The sequence below is a fragment of the Gordonia sp. LMA167 genome (assembly GCF_058130025.1).
Window position 1 is genome coordinate 4,393,961 of sequence record NZ_CM176708.1, and the last position, 16,449, is coordinate 4,410,409.

At 65.4% G+C, this 16,449-nt stretch carries 16 protein-coding genes; 12 read left to right on the top strand and 4 right to left on the bottom strand.

Annotated elements, in window-relative coordinates; translation table 11 throughout:
- Nucleotides 1-50 precede the first annotated feature (50 nt).
- From ACVT6V_RS20035 to ACVT6V_RS20060, 6 genes are all read left to right on the top strand, one after another.
- Nucleotides 51-1,040, top strand: a complete 990-nt coding sequence (locus tag ACVT6V_RS20035) for a sugar-binding transcriptional regulator (RefSeq protein ID WP_489895822.1) — start codon at nt 51-53, stop codon at nt 1,038-1,040.
- On the top strand, nt 1,040-2,428 hold the full coding sequence (locus ACVT6V_RS20040) for an ABC transporter substrate-binding protein (protein ID WP_489895824.1): 1,389 nt from the start codon (nt 1,040-1,042) through the stop codon (nt 2,426-2,428). The genes ACVT6V_RS20035 and ACVT6V_RS20040 overlap by 1 nt, the downstream gene beginning before the upstream one ends.
- A 3-nt stretch (nt 2,429-2,431) precedes the next feature.
- The gene (locus tag ACVT6V_RS20045; protein WP_489895826.1) at nt 2,432-3,391 is read left to right on the top strand and encodes a carbohydrate ABC transporter permease; all 960 of its coding nucleotides are present in this window, start codon (nt 2,432-2,434) and stop codon (nt 3,389-3,391) included.
- On the top strand, nt 3,391-4,266 hold the full coding sequence (locus ACVT6V_RS20050) for a carbohydrate ABC transporter permease (RefSeq protein WP_489895828.1): 876 nt from the start codon (nt 3,391-3,393) through the stop codon (nt 4,264-4,266). The genes ACVT6V_RS20045 and ACVT6V_RS20050 overlap by 1 nt, the downstream gene beginning before the upstream one ends.
- 152 nt (nt 4,267-4,418) lie before the next feature.
- A complete protein-coding gene (locus ACVT6V_RS20055) occupies nt 4,419-5,519 on the top strand; it encodes an ABC transporter ATP-binding protein (protein WP_489895830.1) in 1,101 nt (366 codons plus the stop codon).
- A 70-nt stretch (nt 5,520-5,589) separates the two neighbouring features.
- Nucleotides 5,590-7,497: an alpha/beta hydrolase gene (locus tag ACVT6V_RS20060; RefSeq protein ID WP_489895832.1), complete on the top strand. Its 1,908-nt coding sequence runs from the start codon at nt 5,590-5,592 to the stop codon at nt 7,495-7,497.
- An 18-nt stretch (nt 7,498-7,515) separates the two neighbouring features.
- Here ACVT6V_RS20060 and ACVT6V_RS20065 read toward each other — a convergent pair whose 3' ends face one another.
- Nucleotides 7,516-7,968, bottom strand: a complete 453-nt coding sequence (locus ACVT6V_RS20065; RefSeq protein WP_489895834.1) for a nuclear transport factor 2 family protein — start codon at nt 7,966-7,968, stop codon at nt 7,516-7,518.
- The gene (locus tag ACVT6V_RS20070) at nt 7,961-9,778 is read right to left on the bottom strand and encodes an N-acyl-D-amino-acid deacylase family protein (RefSeq protein WP_489895836.1); all 1,818 of its coding nucleotides are present in this window, start codon (nt 9,776-9,778) and stop codon (nt 7,961-7,963) included. The genes ACVT6V_RS20065 and ACVT6V_RS20070 overlap by 8 nt, the downstream gene beginning before the upstream one ends.
- Nucleotides 9,779-9,958: 180 nt before the next feature.
- On the opposite strand from ACVT6V_RS20070, the gene ACVT6V_RS20075 reads away from it, so the two are divergent.
- Together ACVT6V_RS20075 and ACVT6V_RS20080 are read left to right on the top strand one after the other, a co-directional pair.
- Entirely contained in the window at nt 9,959-10,897 is a 939-nt protein-coding gene (locus tag ACVT6V_RS20075; protein ID WP_489895838.1) for a helix-turn-helix domain-containing protein, read from the top strand.
- On the top strand, nt 10,894-11,457 hold the full coding sequence (locus tag ACVT6V_RS20080) for a dihydrofolate reductase family protein (RefSeq protein ID WP_489895840.1): 564 nt from the start codon (nt 10,894-10,896) through the stop codon (nt 11,455-11,457). The genes ACVT6V_RS20075 and ACVT6V_RS20080 overlap by 4 nt, the downstream gene beginning before the upstream one ends.
- Before the next feature lie 45 nt (nt 11,458-11,502).
- Here the strand turns inward: ACVT6V_RS20080 and ACVT6V_RS20085 are convergent, their stop codons facing one another.
- Nucleotides 11,503-12,159 carry a PaaI family thioesterase gene (locus tag ACVT6V_RS20085; RefSeq protein ID WP_489895842.1) on the bottom strand — a complete coding sequence of 219 codons (657 nt, stop codon included), beginning with the start codon at nt 12,157-12,159 and terminating at the stop codon, nt 11,503-11,505.
- Between the two features lie 136 nt (nt 12,160-12,295).
- On the opposite strand from ACVT6V_RS20085, the gene ACVT6V_RS20090 reads away from it, so the two are divergent.
- Together ACVT6V_RS20090 and ACVT6V_RS20095 are read left to right on the top strand one after the other, a co-directional pair.
- Nucleotides 12,296-12,769, top strand: coding sequence for a carboxymuconolactone decarboxylase family protein (locus ACVT6V_RS20090; RefSeq protein WP_489895844.1), 474 nt, complete (start codon nt 12,296-12,298; stop codon nt 12,767-12,769).
- Nucleotides 12,770-12,799: 30 nt separating this feature from the next.
- Entirely contained in the window at nt 12,800-13,627 is an 828-nt protein-coding gene (locus ACVT6V_RS20095; RefSeq protein WP_489895846.1) for a crotonase/enoyl-CoA hydratase family protein, read from the top strand.
- Nucleotides 13,628-13,648: 21 nt separating this feature from the next.
- Here ACVT6V_RS20095 and ACVT6V_RS20100 read toward each other — a convergent pair whose 3' ends face one another.
- Complete coding sequence (locus ACVT6V_RS20100; protein WP_489895848.1) at nt 13,649-14,128, bottom strand: nitroreductase family deazaflavin-dependent oxidoreductase; 480 nt, start codon at nt 14,126-14,128, stop codon at nt 13,649-13,651.
- A 125-nt stretch (nt 14,129-14,253) separates the two neighbouring features.
- Between ACVT6V_RS20100 and ACVT6V_RS20105 the strand changes: the two genes are divergently transcribed.
- Nucleotides 14,254-14,703 carry a hypothetical protein gene (locus ACVT6V_RS20105; protein WP_489895850.1) on the top strand — a complete coding sequence of 150 codons (450 nt, stop codon included), beginning with the start codon at nt 14,254-14,256 and terminating at the stop codon, nt 14,701-14,703.
- Nucleotides 14,704-15,524: 821 nt separating this feature from the next.
- Complete coding sequence (locus ACVT6V_RS20110; RefSeq protein WP_489895852.1) at nt 15,525-16,448, top strand: N-acetylglucosamine kinase; 924 nt, start codon at nt 15,525-15,527, stop codon at nt 16,446-16,448.
- Nucleotide 16,449 lies beyond the last annotated feature (1 nt).

Below are 16,449 nucleotides of genomic sequence, written 5' to 3' on the forward strand. Positions count from 1 at the left end.
AATAGTCCGGCTAGTGAGCAAATGTTCACACCACATTTCGAGGCGGCTTGATGACGACTCCAGCAAAGACCACCCCCGATACCGGGCATGACCTGCGGTTGCTCGTTCGGGCCGCCACCATGTATCACCTCGAGGGACTCACCCAGGCCGAGATCGCCACCCGCCTGGGCGTGTCCCGCCCGACGGCCGGTCGTCTGATCGGACGGGCCCGGGCGCAGGGTTTGGTGCAGGTGACAGTGACCGCGCCGAGTCACCTCAGTGCGTCCATCCACACCGATGTCGAACGCGAGGTCGAACAGACCTTCGGCCTCGACGAGGTGCTCGTGATCGATGAAACCGCGGACGGCAGCGCCTCCGGAAACGCCGCGCTGGGCCGCGCAGGCGCGTCGGTACTGACCCGACGCGTCCAGCCGACCGATGTGCTCGGATTCACCTGGGGTCCCGAACAGGTGGCCGTCGCCGACTCGATGCCGTCGAGCTCCTCCTGCCGTCAGGTGGTTCAGATGGACGGCTCGATGACCTCGGTCGAGTACCACACCGGCGTCGACCATGCGCTCGCCCGGTTCTCCGACCGACTGCACGCCCAGCCGATGCGCCTGGTCGCCCCGCTGTACGCGGATCCCGACACGGTCACCGCGCTGCAACGGGATTCCATTCTCTCGCAGTCGTTGTCAGCGGCACGGTCGGCGAATGTGATGCTGTTCGGAGTGGGTTCCGTCTCCACCTCGACCACCCTCTTCCAGGGCGCTTTCATCGATGCGATCGTCCTCGACGAGCTGATGGAACTCGGAGCGGTCGGCGAGATCGGTGGGCGATTCTATGACGCCCACGGCTCGGCCGTGGCGTCGACACTGGTCGACCGCACTGTGTCGGTCCCGCTCGACTCGGTGCGAGCCTGTCCCACATCGATCCTCATCTCCGGTGGAGAACACCGCCGGGAATCCATCCTCGGCGCCTTGCGCGGCGGGTACGTGACGATCCTCGTCACGGACCTCGAGACCGCGCAATGGCTTGTCGCTCAACAGAAAGGTGATCTCTGATGGCCGAACAACCGATGCCCTCGCGGCACCTCGGCCACGCGTCCCGGCGGGTCCGAATCCTCGCGGTGGTGATCGCGGCATCCCTGGCGCTGATCACGAGTGCGTGTTCCGGCGCGGGGTCCCTGCTCGGTGGGGGCGGTGACAGCATCACCGTCGCAATGGTCTCCAATTCTCAGATGCAGGACGCCGTCAAGCTGTCCAGCCAGTTCGAGGAGCAGAACCCGGGGATCAAGCTCAAGTTCGTCACGCTCTCCGAGAACGAGGCGCGCGCCAAGATCACCGCATCGGTGGCGACCGGCGGTGGCGAGTTCGACGTGGTGATGATCAGCAACTACGAAACGCAGATGTGGGCAGAGAACGGGTGGCTGGTGAACCTCAGCCCCTACATGAATGCCGATCCGTCTTACCAGGCAGACGATTTCATCCCGACTCTCAAGTCGGCACTCTCCTACGAGGGCTCGATGTATTCGGCTCCGTTCTACGGCGAGTCGTCCTTCCTGATGTACAACAAGAAGATGTTCGCCGACGCAGGGGTATCCCTGCCGGCCAAACCGACCTGGCCGCAGGTCGCAGAGGCTGCGGCGAAGCTCAACCGCGGCAACGTTTCCGGCATCTGCCTACGCGGCAAGCCCGGCTGGGGTGAGCTCCTGGCACCGTTGGACACCGTCATCAACGCCTTCGGCGGCCGCTGGTATGACGAGGACTGGAACGCGCAGCTGACCAGCCCCGAGGTGAAGGCCGCGGTGAACTTCTACGTGGACACCGTGCGTAAGTACGGCGAGCCCGGCGCCGCCTCGTCGGGCTTCCAGGAATGCGGAAACCTGCTCTCGCAGGGGCAGGCCGCGATGTGGTATGACGCAACCTCGGCAGTGTCGGTGCTCGAGAGCCCGGACACCTCGACGATCGCGGGCGACGTCGGCTATCTTCCCGCTCCGAGCATGGCCAAGTCCGACAACGGCTGGCTCTACACCTGGTCGCTCGGCATCCCCACCAGCAGCAAGAAGCCCGATGATGCGTGGAAGTTCATCGACTGGATGACCAACCGCGCCTACATCCAGCATGTCGCCGACACCCTCGGTGCCACGCACATCCCGCCCGGAAGCCGGTTGTCGACCTACCAGCTCCCCGCCTACAAGGCGATCTCGGGACCGTTCGCAGACGCGACGCTATCTGCGATGAGAAGCGCAGACCAACTCCATCCGACGCTGAAGCCGGTCCCTTACACCGGCATCCAGTTCCTCGCGATTCCGGAGTTCCAGGATCTCGGAACCCGGGTGAGCCAGCAGATCTCGGCGGCCATCGCCGGACAGATCAGCGTCGACAGGGCGCTCGAGCAAAGTCAGAAGTACGCCGAGACGGTCGGTAAGACCTATCAGAAGGAGAGGTGAGCCGTGGCCACCACACTTGCCCAACCAGGGGCACAACCACAGCCGCGATCCGACCAACCGCTGGGCTCAGGCCGCGACCACATCTCGCGTGCCGAGGGCTGGCGTCGACGAGGACCACTGTTACCCGCCCTGATCTTCATGATCGTGGTGACGCAGATCCCGTTCCTCTTCACGCTGTTCTATTCGACGCAGTCGTGGAACCTGGTCCGGCCGGGCTCTCGCAGCTTCGTCGGGTTGGACAACTACATCGCGGTCTTCACCGACGGGCAGTTCTGGCGGGTGACGCTGAACACCATCTTCCTGATCGTCGGGACGGTGATCGCCTCGGTGATCCTGGGGCTGATCTTCGCGCTGCTGCTCGACCGGAAGTTCCTCGGCCGCGGGATCGTTCGCACGCTGCTGATCACACCGTTCCTGGTCACCCCGGTGGCCGCGGCGCTGTTGTGGAAGACCAGCCTGCTCTCGCCGACCAACGGCCTCGTCAACTGGGCGTTGAGCCCGTTCGGCATTCACACCGACTGGCTCAGCCAGTATCCGCTGATGAGCGTCATCGCCGAATTGGTCTGGCAGTGGACGCCGTTCATGATGCTGCTGATCCTGGCCGGCCTGCAGTCCATGCCGAATGACATCCAGGAGGCGGCCCGCGTCGACGGTGCCACGAGTTTCCGACTGTTCCGTGAGCTGACGCTGCCGCATCTGCGCCGCTTCATCGAACTCGGAGCGGTCCTGGGCGCCATCTATCTGGTCAACACCTTCGATGCGGTGTACATGATGACCTCCGGCGGACCGGGCGTATCCAGCTCGAACCTGCCGTTCTACATCTATCAGCGCGCATTCCTGGGCTTCGACATCGGACAGGCCGCGGCCATGGGCGTGGTCACGGTGATCGGTACCATCGTCGTCGCCTCGCTCGCCCTGCGCCTGATCTTCAAGAGCTTCACCGGAAATGAGGAGGCAGCCTGATGACCACGACACTCGGTTCCCACCGGTCATCGGAACGCATCGGCGACGTGGAGATCCACCGCCGGCGTAACCCGCGGGGTACGTTGCTGACCGTCATCACCTGGATCCTGGCGCTCGGGTTCTTCTTCCCGGTGTTGTGGATGGTGTTGACGGCGTTCAAGAAGGAAAGCGACGCCGCCACCAATCCGCCGACGTTCATCTTCACCCCGACACTGCAACAGTTCAAAGAGGTGTTCGACGCCGGTATCGGCACCCCTCTGCTGAACTCGCTGTTCGCCACCATCGTCTCCACCATCCTGGTACTGGCACTGGGTGTACCGGCAGCGTTCGCACTCTCGCTGCGCCCGGTCCGCAAAACCCAAGACGCCCTGTTCTTCTTCATCAGCACCAAGATGCTGCCCATCGTCGCCGCGATCATCCCGCTCTATGTGATCGTCGGACGCATCGGCATGCTCGACAACATCTGGACCCTGGTCATCCTCTACACCGCCATGAACCTCCCCATCGCGGTCTGGATGATGCGCTCGTTCTTCCTCGAAGTCCCCGGCGAACTACTGGAAGCCGCCAGCATCGACGGCGCCAGCCTGTGGACCTCCGTACGCGAAGTGATCCTGCCGCTGGTCTCCCCCGGCATCGCCGCCACCGCACTGATCTGCGTCATCTTCTCCTGGAACGAGTTCTTCTTCGCCGTCAACATGACCGCCGTCAACGCCCAAACCATGCCGGTCTTCCTCACCGGCTTCATGTCCGGACAAGGCCTCTACTGGGCCCAACTGTCGGCCGCCTCCGTACTGGCCGCCCTCCCCGTGGTCATCTGCGGCTGGATCGCCCAGAACAAACTCGTCCGCGGCCTGTCCTTCGGCGCCATCAAATAACCCGACCAGTCGCACACCGCGACACCGTCCCGGAGCGGCGCCATCAAATAACCCGACCAGTCGCACACCGCGACACCGTCCCGGAGCGGCGCCATCAAATAACCCCCCTTCTCCTTTCGACCCACCCTTACGACTCTCAGGAGACACCCATCATGGCTTCCATCACCTACGACAACGCCTGCTGCGTCTACCCCGGCGCCGACAAACTCGCCGTCGACCGCCTCAGCCTCGACATCGAAGACGGCGAATTCGTGGTCCTCGTCGGCCCCTCGGGCTCGGGCAAATCCACCGCCCTACGCATGCTCGCCGGCCTCGAAGAAATCGACTCCGGCGCCATCCGCATCGGCGGCGACAACATGGTCGGCGTCGCCCCCAAAGACCGCGACATCGCCATGGTCTTCCAGAACTACGCCCTCTACCCCAACAAAACCGTCGGCGAGAACATGGGCTTCGCACTGAAAATGCGCGGCATCCCCACCGAGGAACGCAAACAGAAAGTCGCCGAAGCCGCCCGCCTACTCGACCTCACCGACTACCTCGACCGCAAACCCGCCAAACTCTCCGGCGGCCAACGCCAACGCGTCGCCATGGGCCGCGCCATCGTCCGCGAACCCCAAGTGTTCTGCATGGACGAACCCCTGTCCAACCTCGACGCCAAACTGCGCGTACAAACCCGCACCCAAATCGCCGCACTCCAACGCCGCCTGGGCACCACCACCGTCTACGTCACCCACGACCAAGTCGAAGCCATGACCATGGGCGACCGCGTCGCCGTCCTGCGCCACGGCGTCCTGCAACAATTCTCCACCCCCGCCGACCTCTACGACCGCCCCATCAACGCCTTCGTCGCCGGCTTCATCGGCTCACCCGCCATGAACCTGTTCACCGCACCAATCACAGACAACGCCATCACCATCGCCGGCTCCACCGTCGACCTCGACGACGAAACCCAAGCCCTACTCCGCAAATCCGGCCACGACAAGGTCATCGTCGGCATCCGCCCCGAACACCTCGCCATCGGCGACCACGGCATCAACGCCGACGTCGTCCTCCTCGAAGAACTCGGCAGCGAGAGCTACCTCTACGCCAAAATCGACGACCCCACCATCACCACCCTCGACGGCGACCCCGTCACCCTCGTCGCCCGCGTCCCCCACCGCGCACCCGCCAAACTCGGCGACACCGTCCACCTCCACCAAGCCGACCGCGCCGTACACCTCTTCAACCCCGACACCGGCGACCGACTCGGGTGAGCGCGTCGGCCGGGCCGGTGGGCGCCGGCCGCTGATACTGTTACTGCTCCGACGACTCTGAGGAGCAGCGGTGACAGACGGCAGCAGTCCATCGGCCACGGACGGCGATGGCGCCTCTGACGGAGTGCCCGTCGGCTCTTCCGACGACGAGGCTCACGGCAGCCAGACGTCGAAGGGCGCGACGCGTCACGACGGCCCCAGCGCCGACAGCGGCGCCGGGGCCGACAACACTTCGTCGAGCGCGTCGGGATCGGGTTCGACCGCGACGGCGGCAAATACGACTGCGACGACCGCGAGCACGACTGCGGCAGAGTCACAGCCAGACCGACGGGCCCACCGAGGCTGGTGGCGGCGACATCTCGACCGCTACGCCTTCAGCGGTTCGCTCGTCGCACTGGCGTTCCTGTGGTTCTCGATGACCCCGTCCCTGCTACCGCGGGGTGCGTTCTTCCAGGGCGTCGTCAGCGGGGCGTCGGCCGCCGTCGGCTACCTTCTCGGCGTATTCATCTCCTGGCTGGTGCGCTACCTCATCTCGCGAGATGAACCCTGGCCGCGCGCATCACGGATCGCCTGGATTGTCCTGGCAGTCATCGCGCTCATCGGCACGATCCTCATGCTGGTGTGGTTTTCGCAATGGCAGGACGATATCCGTGACCTGATGGGCGTCGAGCGGCTCAGTTGGACCGCGTATCCGTGGATAGCCGTCCTCGCGGTGCTGGTGTTCCTGCTCTTGGTCGCGCTCGGCCGGCTGTTCGCGTTCGAGGTGCGATGGGCCGTTCGCGGACTCAACCGCATTGCTCCACCACGTGTCTCGGCGCTCATCGGCGCCGGCCTGGTCATCGTACTGACGGTGTTCATCCTCAACGGTGTGGTGGCCAAGTACTCGATGCAGTGGCTCAACTCCAGCTTCGCTGCGGCGAACGAGGAAACAAAACCCGACAACTCCCCGCCGACATCCTCGCTACGATCCGGCGGCCCCGGCTCGCTGGTCTCCTGGGCGTCGTTGGGCCGCGAGGGCCGTGTGTTCGTCTCCCGAGGTCCGGATGTCGGCGCCCTCACCCAATTCAACGGCGCCCCGGCCTCCGAACCGATCCGGGTGTACGCCGGCCTCGAGTCCGCCGACAACATCCGCGAGGCCGCCGAGCTCGCCGCGGACGAACTGGTCCGGACCGGCGGTCTACAGCGTGCCGTGGTCGCCGTCGGGTCGTCGACCGGGAGCGGCTGGGTCAACAAGGCCACCGTCGATTCGCTGGAGTACATGTACAACGGCGACACCGCCACGATCAGCATGCAGTATTCATATCTGCCGAGCTGGCTGTCGTTCCTCGTCGACAAAGAACGTGCCCGGCAGGCAGGTCGCGCCCTGTTCGAGGCAGTGTCCGAGAGGGTCCGTGCGCTCCCAGAGGCTCAGCGGCCCAAGGTGGTGGTGTTCGGCGAGAGTCTGGGTTCCTTTGCCGGCGAAGCCGCCTTCGGCAGCATCCCGACCATCGCGGCGCGCACCGACGGCGCCCTGTTCAGTGGGCCGACGTTCAACAACACGCTCTGGAACGACACGACGAACGATCGTGATGCGGGCACTCCGGAAGTGTTGCCGGTCTACGACAACGGCAAACAGGTGCGCTTCATCGCCGACCAGACCGACCTGCCCGGAGCCGACGCGAACTGGCAGGCATCACGCATCGTCTACCTGCAGCATGCGAGCGACCCGATCACGTGGTGGAATCCGGCCCTCATCCTGAACAAGCCCGATTGGCTGAGCGAACCGCGTGGTCGTGATGTGCTGTCGTCGACGCGTTGGATTCCCTTCGTGACATTCCTGCAGGTGTCCGCCGACATGGCGGTGGCGGTGAACGTGCCCGATGGACATGGGCACGATTACATGTCGGCGATCCCGTACGCATGGTCACGGATTCTGCAACCACCGGGTTGGACGGATGCAAAGACCGAGGCACTGCTCCCGCGCCTCAACCGCGACTGATCGTCGACCACGTCCGCGTCAGATCATGCCGGTGGCGTCGAAGACCCAACTCGTGTCGGCCGACGCGAGACTCTCCATCCACGTTGCGGGCGCGCTGTTGAGCAGCGTGGCCGAGTCCCAATAGTCCTTCCACAGCGTGACTTTGCCGTCTCGGACTCGATGTACCGTCACGAACGGCAACTCGGCGACCTCACCGCTGGGCCATTCCCACGTCTCGGAATGCTCGTAGATGACCTCGTCACCGTTGGCGACGAGCAACCCGTCGTGGTTGGTGTAGCTCGCGAGCTGCTCGAATGCCACCTTGATGCGCTTGACGATGTCGACCGGGCCTCGAGCGGCCAGCGTCGGGCCGTAGGGCATGTCGAGATAGATACAGTCGTCGGCCAGAAAGGGCGTCATCGCATCCCAATCACGCTCCGACAGAGCTCTCCACAGACCCAGGACCGAGTCGGTCGCGGCTTGTTCACTCATTCGCGGACCCCGCGTCGACCAGGTCCACCGAAGCAGACGGGCGGGCAACGACAGCGACTGGGCGGCCCGGCCGGCCGAACCGAAGGAACTGACCGGTGCGAACGGCGCCGACCGTCGGCGTGGTGACTCCGTGATCGACGACCTTGTGTCCACTCACGAAAACCGCGACGACAGTGTCGTCGTTGCGGTTCACCATCCGCGACATGCCACCGAAGGCGGCCACGGGTGCCTCCGCGTATGCGTCGAGGGAATCATCGAGCCGGCACGGGTCCACGACCATCAGGTCGGCACGATCGCCCGGGCGTAGATGTCCGGCGTCGATGCCGTACCAGTCCGCCAGTTCACCGGTCATGCGATGGACGGCCTCGGCGACGCTCAGGAACGGGTCACCGGCCTGCTCGGCCGCATACACGTGCCGTAGCAGGCGAAGGCCGAAGTTGTAGAAGGCCATGTTTCGCAGATGTGCCCCGGCATCGGAGAACCCGAATTGGATTCCCGGCTCACGCGCCATCGCCCTGAGCACCTCGGGCCGGTGATTGGATATCGTGGTGCGCCAGCGGATCTCTGTGCCGTGCTCGAGAACGAGGTCGAGGAAGGCGTCGACCGCATGCAGACCGCCGCGGTCGAGGCCAACCTGGCCGAAGGACTTACCGACCACCGACTCGTCCGGGCACTTGACGATCTCGGCGTCGAAGAAGTCGCGGTGCCAGACCCGCGTGCCGAACTTCGACTCATAGTCTTTGCGGAACCGCCGGCGGTACGCCTTGTCGCGCAAGAGTTCGTTGCGCTCGAGCTCATCCTTCAGATGCAGCGCCGCGGCCCCGGACCCGAACTCCTCGAAGATGACCAGGTCGATGCCGTCGGCGTACACCTCGAACGGGACCGGCAGATGCTGCCAGCGGAAGTCGCCGCCGAGCCTGTTGACCAGTCCGGCAAGCGGTCCCATGATTCTGATCGCGTGCGGATTCGCCTTGATGTCGGCGGCGGACAACAAGCTCGTCTTGAGCTTCCTGCGCCCGATGCCGACCGACGTGAGAGCCTGCGACACCACATTGGTGGGGTTGCTGATGTCCGGACCCGCCTGCAGGATACGACCGGTCCGACGCAGCAGTGACTTGAGTCGTCGCAGTTCCTTCGGTCCGGCATAGGTCGACGGGAGGGTGCGCGACCGGCAGGTGTCGCCGTCGAGTTTGTCGAAGAGCAGCTGTTGTGACGACATCCCGACGAACCCGGCGTCCAGCGCCTCGGACAGCCACCGTTCCATCTGCTCCTGTTCGGACATGCTGGGCCGCAACTCTTTCCGGGTCGCGCGCTCCAGACCCATGGCGGCCGTGCGCATGTCGGAATGGCCGATGAACGCCACGACATTCGGTCCGAGCTCACGGCTCTCGAGTGCGTCGACGTAGTCGGCGGGCGTGGACCACGTCTTGTGCCGATCAACGGTCTCGATCACGTGTTCACGCGGGATCGCCTCCACGCGCCCGAACAGATCACCGGCCTCGGTCGGGTCGACGTGGATGGTCGACAGCGAACACGAGCCGACGAACACGGTGGTCACACCATGACGCAGCGATTCCGCGAGTCCGGGCTGAGCAAGCACCTCCACGTCGTAGTGGGTGTGGATGTCGATCATGCCGGGCAGTACCCACAACCCTGTCGCATCGATGACCTCGCCGCATCCGCGCTCGTCGAGCGGGTCGGCGGAGACGGTGGCGACGACGCCGTCCCGGATGCCGATGTTGCGGACTGCGGCCGGGGTCCCGGTACCGTCGAACCACAGACCATTCCGGATGATTGTGTCGTAGATCACGTGAACATTAGAGACACGGTCAGCGATCAGTGTCAACGAATCAGTAGACATTTTCTCAGATCTGTACACCTGACCCACTTCCACGGGAGCCCACACCGGGTCGGCGTCAGTCCCGGCCGCGCCGCGAAGGGAGCAAGAACGGTCGGGCGGACCGGTTGCCCCACGGCGGATACTGGGTTCATGACCGAAGCCGGACGCGATCGCATCCGCGAGTTACTCGACACCGTGCTCGCCGACGAGCACTCCACGCTCGACGCCATGGCGGCCGGCGCCCATGTGTCGGCGTTTCATTTCAGTCGGCAGTTCTCGCGCAACGTCGGCGAATCGCCGGTCGCACTTCGCCGGCGGGTCCTGCTCGAACGCGCCGCGTGGTCATTGCAACGCGGAGAGTCGGTGACCGACACCGCGTTCGACTCTGGGTACGAATCCGTCGAAGGCTTCGCGCGGGCCTTCGCCCGCGCGTTCGGACACCCGCCGAGCCGAATCGGCCCGCGTACACACCGTGGGCACTGGTTGCCCGCTCCCAACGGCATCCACTTCCATTCGCCCACGGTCCTCTACGTCGACGCGGGAACGACCTCCGAGGAGTCCGCCGGCGACGTTCTCGCACTGATGGTGCGTCATGACCTCGACGACGTGTCCGCATTACTGGACGCGGCCAAGGACATCGATCGCGACGCCTTTCACGCGATCCGGCTACCCGGTCATCGACCACTCGCCTGGAACGGTACAGAAGAGTCGGTCGCCGAAGTCCTCCACCACCTCGTCGTCGACAAACTGCCCTGGCTGGCCAGTATCGAGGGTGACGACGAACCGGGCCTCGACGGTCCCCACGACGTCCGGTCACTGATCGAGTCACACGCCGAGATCGCGCCGCGCTGGCTGGCGTTGACGCGGGACATCGATCGCCGGGACGCGTGGTCGGACCGGATCATCGACGCGATCTGTGATCCGCCGGAATCCTTTCTGCTGTCGCAGATCTGGGCCCACGTGCTGACGTTCTCCGCCCATCGTCGGCAGATCGCACGCTGGATGCTGACTGACGCCGGGATCGATGTCGCCACACTCGATCCCGACCCCATCATGTGGCATCGACATCAATCCGGAGGTTTCGCATGACCACCTCGACACCGCGTGGCTTGTATTACACGGCAACCACACTCGACGGCTACCTCGCAAATGAGCACGATTCACTCGATTGGCTGTTCATCCAGCCCATCGACGAGGACGGTGCCATGAACTATCAGGATTTCATCGCCGACATCGGGTGCATGGCGATGGGCGCCACCACCTACCAGTGGCTGCTCGACCACGAGGTCAGCGACGGCAAACCCTGGCCCTACGAAATGCCGAGTTTTGTGTTCACCCATCGCGACGTGACGCCGGTGGCCGACTCGATCCGTGTCGTCGCCGGTACTCCGGAGACGCATCGGGCGGCGCTCGTGGAGGCTGCGGGAGGCAAAGACATCTGGGTGGTGGGCGGCGGCGATCTCGCCGCGCAGTTCGCCGAGGCAGGAATGCTCGACGAGATCATCGTCAACGTCGCGCCCGTCACGCTCGGCGCGGGACGCCCGCTGTTCCCCCGGCCGTTCGACCTGGAACTCCTCGACGTCGACCGCAACCGTGCCTTCGTGTGCGCCCGCTATCGCGTGGTGGGGCCACGTTCGGCAAACTCCTGACACGTCACGGCCAAACGGCCGTGCAGCGATCGTGATTCCGGATTCTCAGGCGTCGCCGATGCCGAACCGGTGGTCGGCATCGAGTTCCTGCGCCCACTTCGGCAGGATGAAGATCCCCTCCGCTTCGGCGCAGACCCCGTCAGCCGTCGATATCTCCCCTTTCGCAAAGGACTTACGCCGTTCGGTGCGATCGTGCCAACCCTTGACGGTGACCGGCCCGAGGCGCGTGCCCTGCCGATAGCGAATCGACAGGGTTCCGGTCATGCCGGGGGCACCGGCGTGCACGGCCGCCTGACCGAGCACCTGATCGAGGATCAACGCGATGACCCCGCCGTGCACCAGGCCGGGCGGACCCTCGTACTGCGGGCCCAGGAACACCTCCGACCACACGTGATCGTCCTCGTATTCGAATTCGACCGGCGGTGCGAGCGGGTTCCGGATCCCCTCCACCGCGTTGCCCCAATTTCTTTGCCGTCCATCGGAATTGAAACGTATCCCGAAGGATGCGTCGATCTGCTCTCGCCCCAGGATCTCGGCCGCGGCCGCGATGTGACGTTGCGCCTCGCGGACGTCGTCCGCACCGACATCGGTGATCACCGTCGCTGCCACCAGATCCCGAACGCTGTCACCGAGCGATCTCGCGACCTCGATCTGCCGCGTCAACTCGTCCGGGGAAATGTCCTCGGTGATGTACTCGCTCACTGTGCCACCTCGTGCCGCATCGCATGTTTCGAACAGTTCGCAGAACACGCTATCCGACGATGGACATCCGCCAACCCGACCGACCCCAGGTCAGACACCGAATGAGAACCTGTTCTCGTTTTGCTAGGCTCGGATGATGGCACGGATCGGCGACTACGCAGACGACGACATCATCAGTTGGTTCGGCCTGTCGCCCCAACTGGGCGCGTCGCTCGGCGCCTATGCCGATGCCGTCTACACGAAGAATCGACTCGAGGTCCGCACGCGCGAACTGGCCCGGATGGTCATCGCCGGCCACAACGAATGCGAGGTCTGCCGGCACACCCGGTCGACCGAGACGGGGATCGATGAGGACTTCTATCGCCACGTCGACGAATGGGCCGCCTGGCCCGGGTATTCCGACGTTGAACGGATCGCGGCGGAGTTCGCTCACCGGTTCGCCACCGATCACATCGGTCTGCGGGAGGACGAGGGCTTCTGGCGGCGCTGCCGCGCCGCGCTGTCCGATGAACTCATCGTCGATCTGACTCTGTCGTGTGCCCTGTGGCTGGGCCAGGGCCGAGCGCTTCGTGTCCTCGACGTCGGGCAGGCCTGCCAACTGACGATCTGACCGGTCATCGCGCCCGGTAGCCTCAGCACCATGAGCGATCAACAGTGGACAGCATTCGAGGTCTCCATCTCGGACTACATCGCCGAGGTCACGATCACCGGGCCCGGCAAGGGCAACGCGATGGGTCCCGATTTCTGGCGGGAGCTGCCGGAGATCTTCGCCCATCTCGACCGAGAGGACGACGTCCGTGCGGTCGTGCTGACCGGCTCGGGAGCGAACTTCTCCTATGGCCTGGACCTCGCGGCCATGGGCGGTGATCTCGCGCCGGTCCTCGCCGAGGGCGCGAAGGCACGTCCACGGACCGAGTTCCACGACACCATCCGCCGGATGCAGGCCGCGATCACCGCGGTTGCCGACTGCCGGAAGCCGGTTGTCGCCTCGATCTCCGGCTGGTGCATCGGCGGTGGCGTCGACTTGATCAGCGCCGCCGACATCCGCTACGCGAGCGCGGATGCCAAGTTCAGTGTCCGCGAGGTCCGGGTCGCGATGGTGGCCGATGTAGGCAGCTTCGCGCGACTGCCTGCCATCATCGGTGATGGCCACCTGCGCGAGCTCGCGCTGACGGGTAAGGACATCGACGCCGAGCGCGCGGCCCGGATCGGCTTGGTCAACGATGTGCTGCCCGACCAGAAGTCGGCGCTCGAGACCGCGCGAGCAACCGCCGCCGAGATCGCCGCGAATCCGCCGCTGGTGGTGCACGGCGTCAAAGCTGTGCTCGACCACGGGCGACGTCCCGCGGTCGACGACAGCCTGCGATATGTGGCCGCGTGGAACTCGGCGTTCCTCCCGAGCGAAGACCTCACCGAGGCCGTCACGGCGGTGTTCGAGAAGCGTCCGCCGGAGTTTCGCGGCGCCTGAGTCCGTTTCTGCTGGAGCCGATCACGCCACCGCGATCGGCTCCAGCACGAAGACGGGGATGTGGCGTGGAGTACGGGCCACATATAAGTCGAAGTTCGGCCACACGGCGACCATTCGCGTCCAGGCCTGCGAGTACTCCGCCCCGTCGAGCTCACGCCAGCCCATGGTCGTCGACTGCCCGTGATGTCCCACCTCGACGCTCTGGGCCGCCCGGATGTTGTACACCCATTGCGGCATGTCGGGGCCGCCGAAGTAAGACCCCGCGATCAACCAGGCGCCGTCGTTCCCGGGCACCGCGAGCAGCCGGGTGGAGCGCACGACCCCGCTCTTGCGTCCGGCCACCTTGAGCTCGATGTTCGGCAGTCCTGCGATGTCGAGCAGGCCGTAGCGGTCCCCGGTCAGCTTGTGCAACGCGTTGTCGCAGACGACGATCTGCGGCAAGAGTTTCGGCATCCAGCTGATGGAACCGATCTTGATCGCCAATGGTGTGAGCGCGCCCATCAGTCCAGTGTGACAGTTCGCGTGGGATACCTCATCGCGTCACACGCGCACCCACACAGTCCACAGGGTCGACGAGCTGTGGACAGACTTTTCGAGGTCATGAATATGCGGGCGATGATCAGCCCATGACAATCGACAACACCGCCATTCCCGACATCGCCACCGCGCAGGAGACCATCGGTTCCGTCGGCGATCTCCGCCAGCGCTGGCGTGCACTCATGGGTCCGCTCGGCTTCTCCGAGTCGTTGCTGTGGTTCACATTCATCGGTGCCGACCGCCGACTCATGAAGGTCCTCAATCAACTCCCATTGCCTCCGTCACCCGACGCGTTCCTTGCCGACATACTGATCACGCGGTTCGGCGAAGTGTTCGAGTCGATCCCGGCGACGTCGGCCGCCTGCCTCATCACGCGACCCGGCAGCGATGGCGTCAGCGACGCCGACCAGGCATGGGCGCATCTACTCGTGCAAGCGGCGCACGCACACGACGTCCCACTGGAGCCGGTGTTTCGTGCCAACGACGTCGACCTGCTGGCCCTGACCGTCGCCGACGCAGCGCGTCCCACCGCTAGCTGAGCATCCTCGAGAGGAATGTGATTGAGAACTCAGGGGTCAAGGCCCTACCCACCCGCTCCCTGAGGAGCCTCGCGAGGAACGAGCGAACCGTCACCACCGCCCCTGAGGAGCCTCGCGAGGAACGAGCGAACCGTCACCACCGCTCCCTGAGGAGCCTCGCGAGGAACGAGCGAAGCGTCACGAAGGGCCCTTCGTGACACTCGGCTAGCGCCTCGTTCCTCAGGGGGCGGGCGATGGATGGCCGAGTTCTCAAACACGCGCAGAGGAGCCTCGCGAGGAACGAGCGAACCGTCACCACCGCTCCCTGAGGAGCCTCGCGAGGAACGAGCGAAGCGTCACGAAGGGCCCTTCGTGACACTCGGCTAGCGCCTCGTTCCTCAGGGGGCGGGCGATGGATGGCCGAGTTCTCAAACACGCGCAGAGGAGCCTCGCGAGGAACGAGCGAACCGTCACCACCGCCCCCTGAGGAGCCTCGCGAGGAACGAGCGAAGCGTCACGAAGGGCCCTTCGTGACGGTCCTCCGCTAGCGCTCCGGACCTCCTCAGGGACCGGAGGGTGACCGTCGCCGAGCTAACGCTCCGAACCTCCTCAGGGACCGGAGGGTGACCGTCGCCGAGCTAACGCTCCGAACCTCCTCGGGGACCGGAGGGTTACCGTCCAGGGATCAAGATGGCAGCCCACCAACGCTCCCCACCACCTCAAGGATCAGCTGCGGGGACGCTCATCCGGGCTCGGCAACCGCCGCCGACGCCGCACCCGAAGAGTAGGTTGACTTGCGGATGTCGGCGACCGCGCCGGCCATGAGGAGCGCAGGAGGTCGGATGCCCGGGCCGCAACGCCTTCTCGTCGACGGCGGTCAGACCGCCACCCGGCTTCGTCTCGTCGGGCCGTCGTCGAATGGCGATCACGAGGCCGGCCCGGTTCACACGGATCGGCCGGTCGTGGGCCAGATCGCGTCAGCTGCAACAGATTTGGCAGAGGAACTCGGTATCTTGGTGGATGAACTCGCCGCCGGGGTGTCCGGACTGACCCCGGAGGCGACGCGGCCGGCCGAATTGCGCACCGCCGTCGCCGATCTCGGAATCGACAGGGTTGCCCTGGCACACGATTCGGTCTCCGCCTATCTGGCCGCCAACGGCCTCGAGCTCGGTGCCGTGATCGCGGTCGGGACCGGAGTTGTCACCTTGGGGGTCGGCCCGGGCGGAACCGCCCGGGTCGACGGGTGGGGCCACCTCGTCGGTGACGCCGGCAGCGCCTACTGGATCGGCCGGGCGGGACTCGACGCCGCGCTACGTGCCTTCGACGGACGCGGCAGGGCAACCGGACTCGAGGACGCTGCGGCGGATGCGTTCGGACCGCTGCCCGAGCTCTACATGGTGTTGCAAGGTGACCCCGGGCGGGTGGCACGTACCGCCGGTTTCGCCCGCGTCGTCGGCGAGCTCGCACGGACAGGCGACCCGGTCGCCGTCGACATCAACAACCGCGCCGCCGCGGAACTGGCTGCATCGGTGGACGCGGCACTGAGCCGCAGCGGGCACCGCGCCGGCGAGCCCACTCGCGTCAGTTGGATGGGCAACGTCCTGACCGCGAATGACCAGATCCGCACACGGTTCATCGAGCTCGTCGGCAGGGCACACCCAGACGTGACCGTCGCCGAACCGTATGGAGAACCGCTCGACGGCGTCGCGCTGCTGCTCGACGTGCCGCCCGATCATCCACTGGCCGCGCAGATCCACTCGGCCTGAG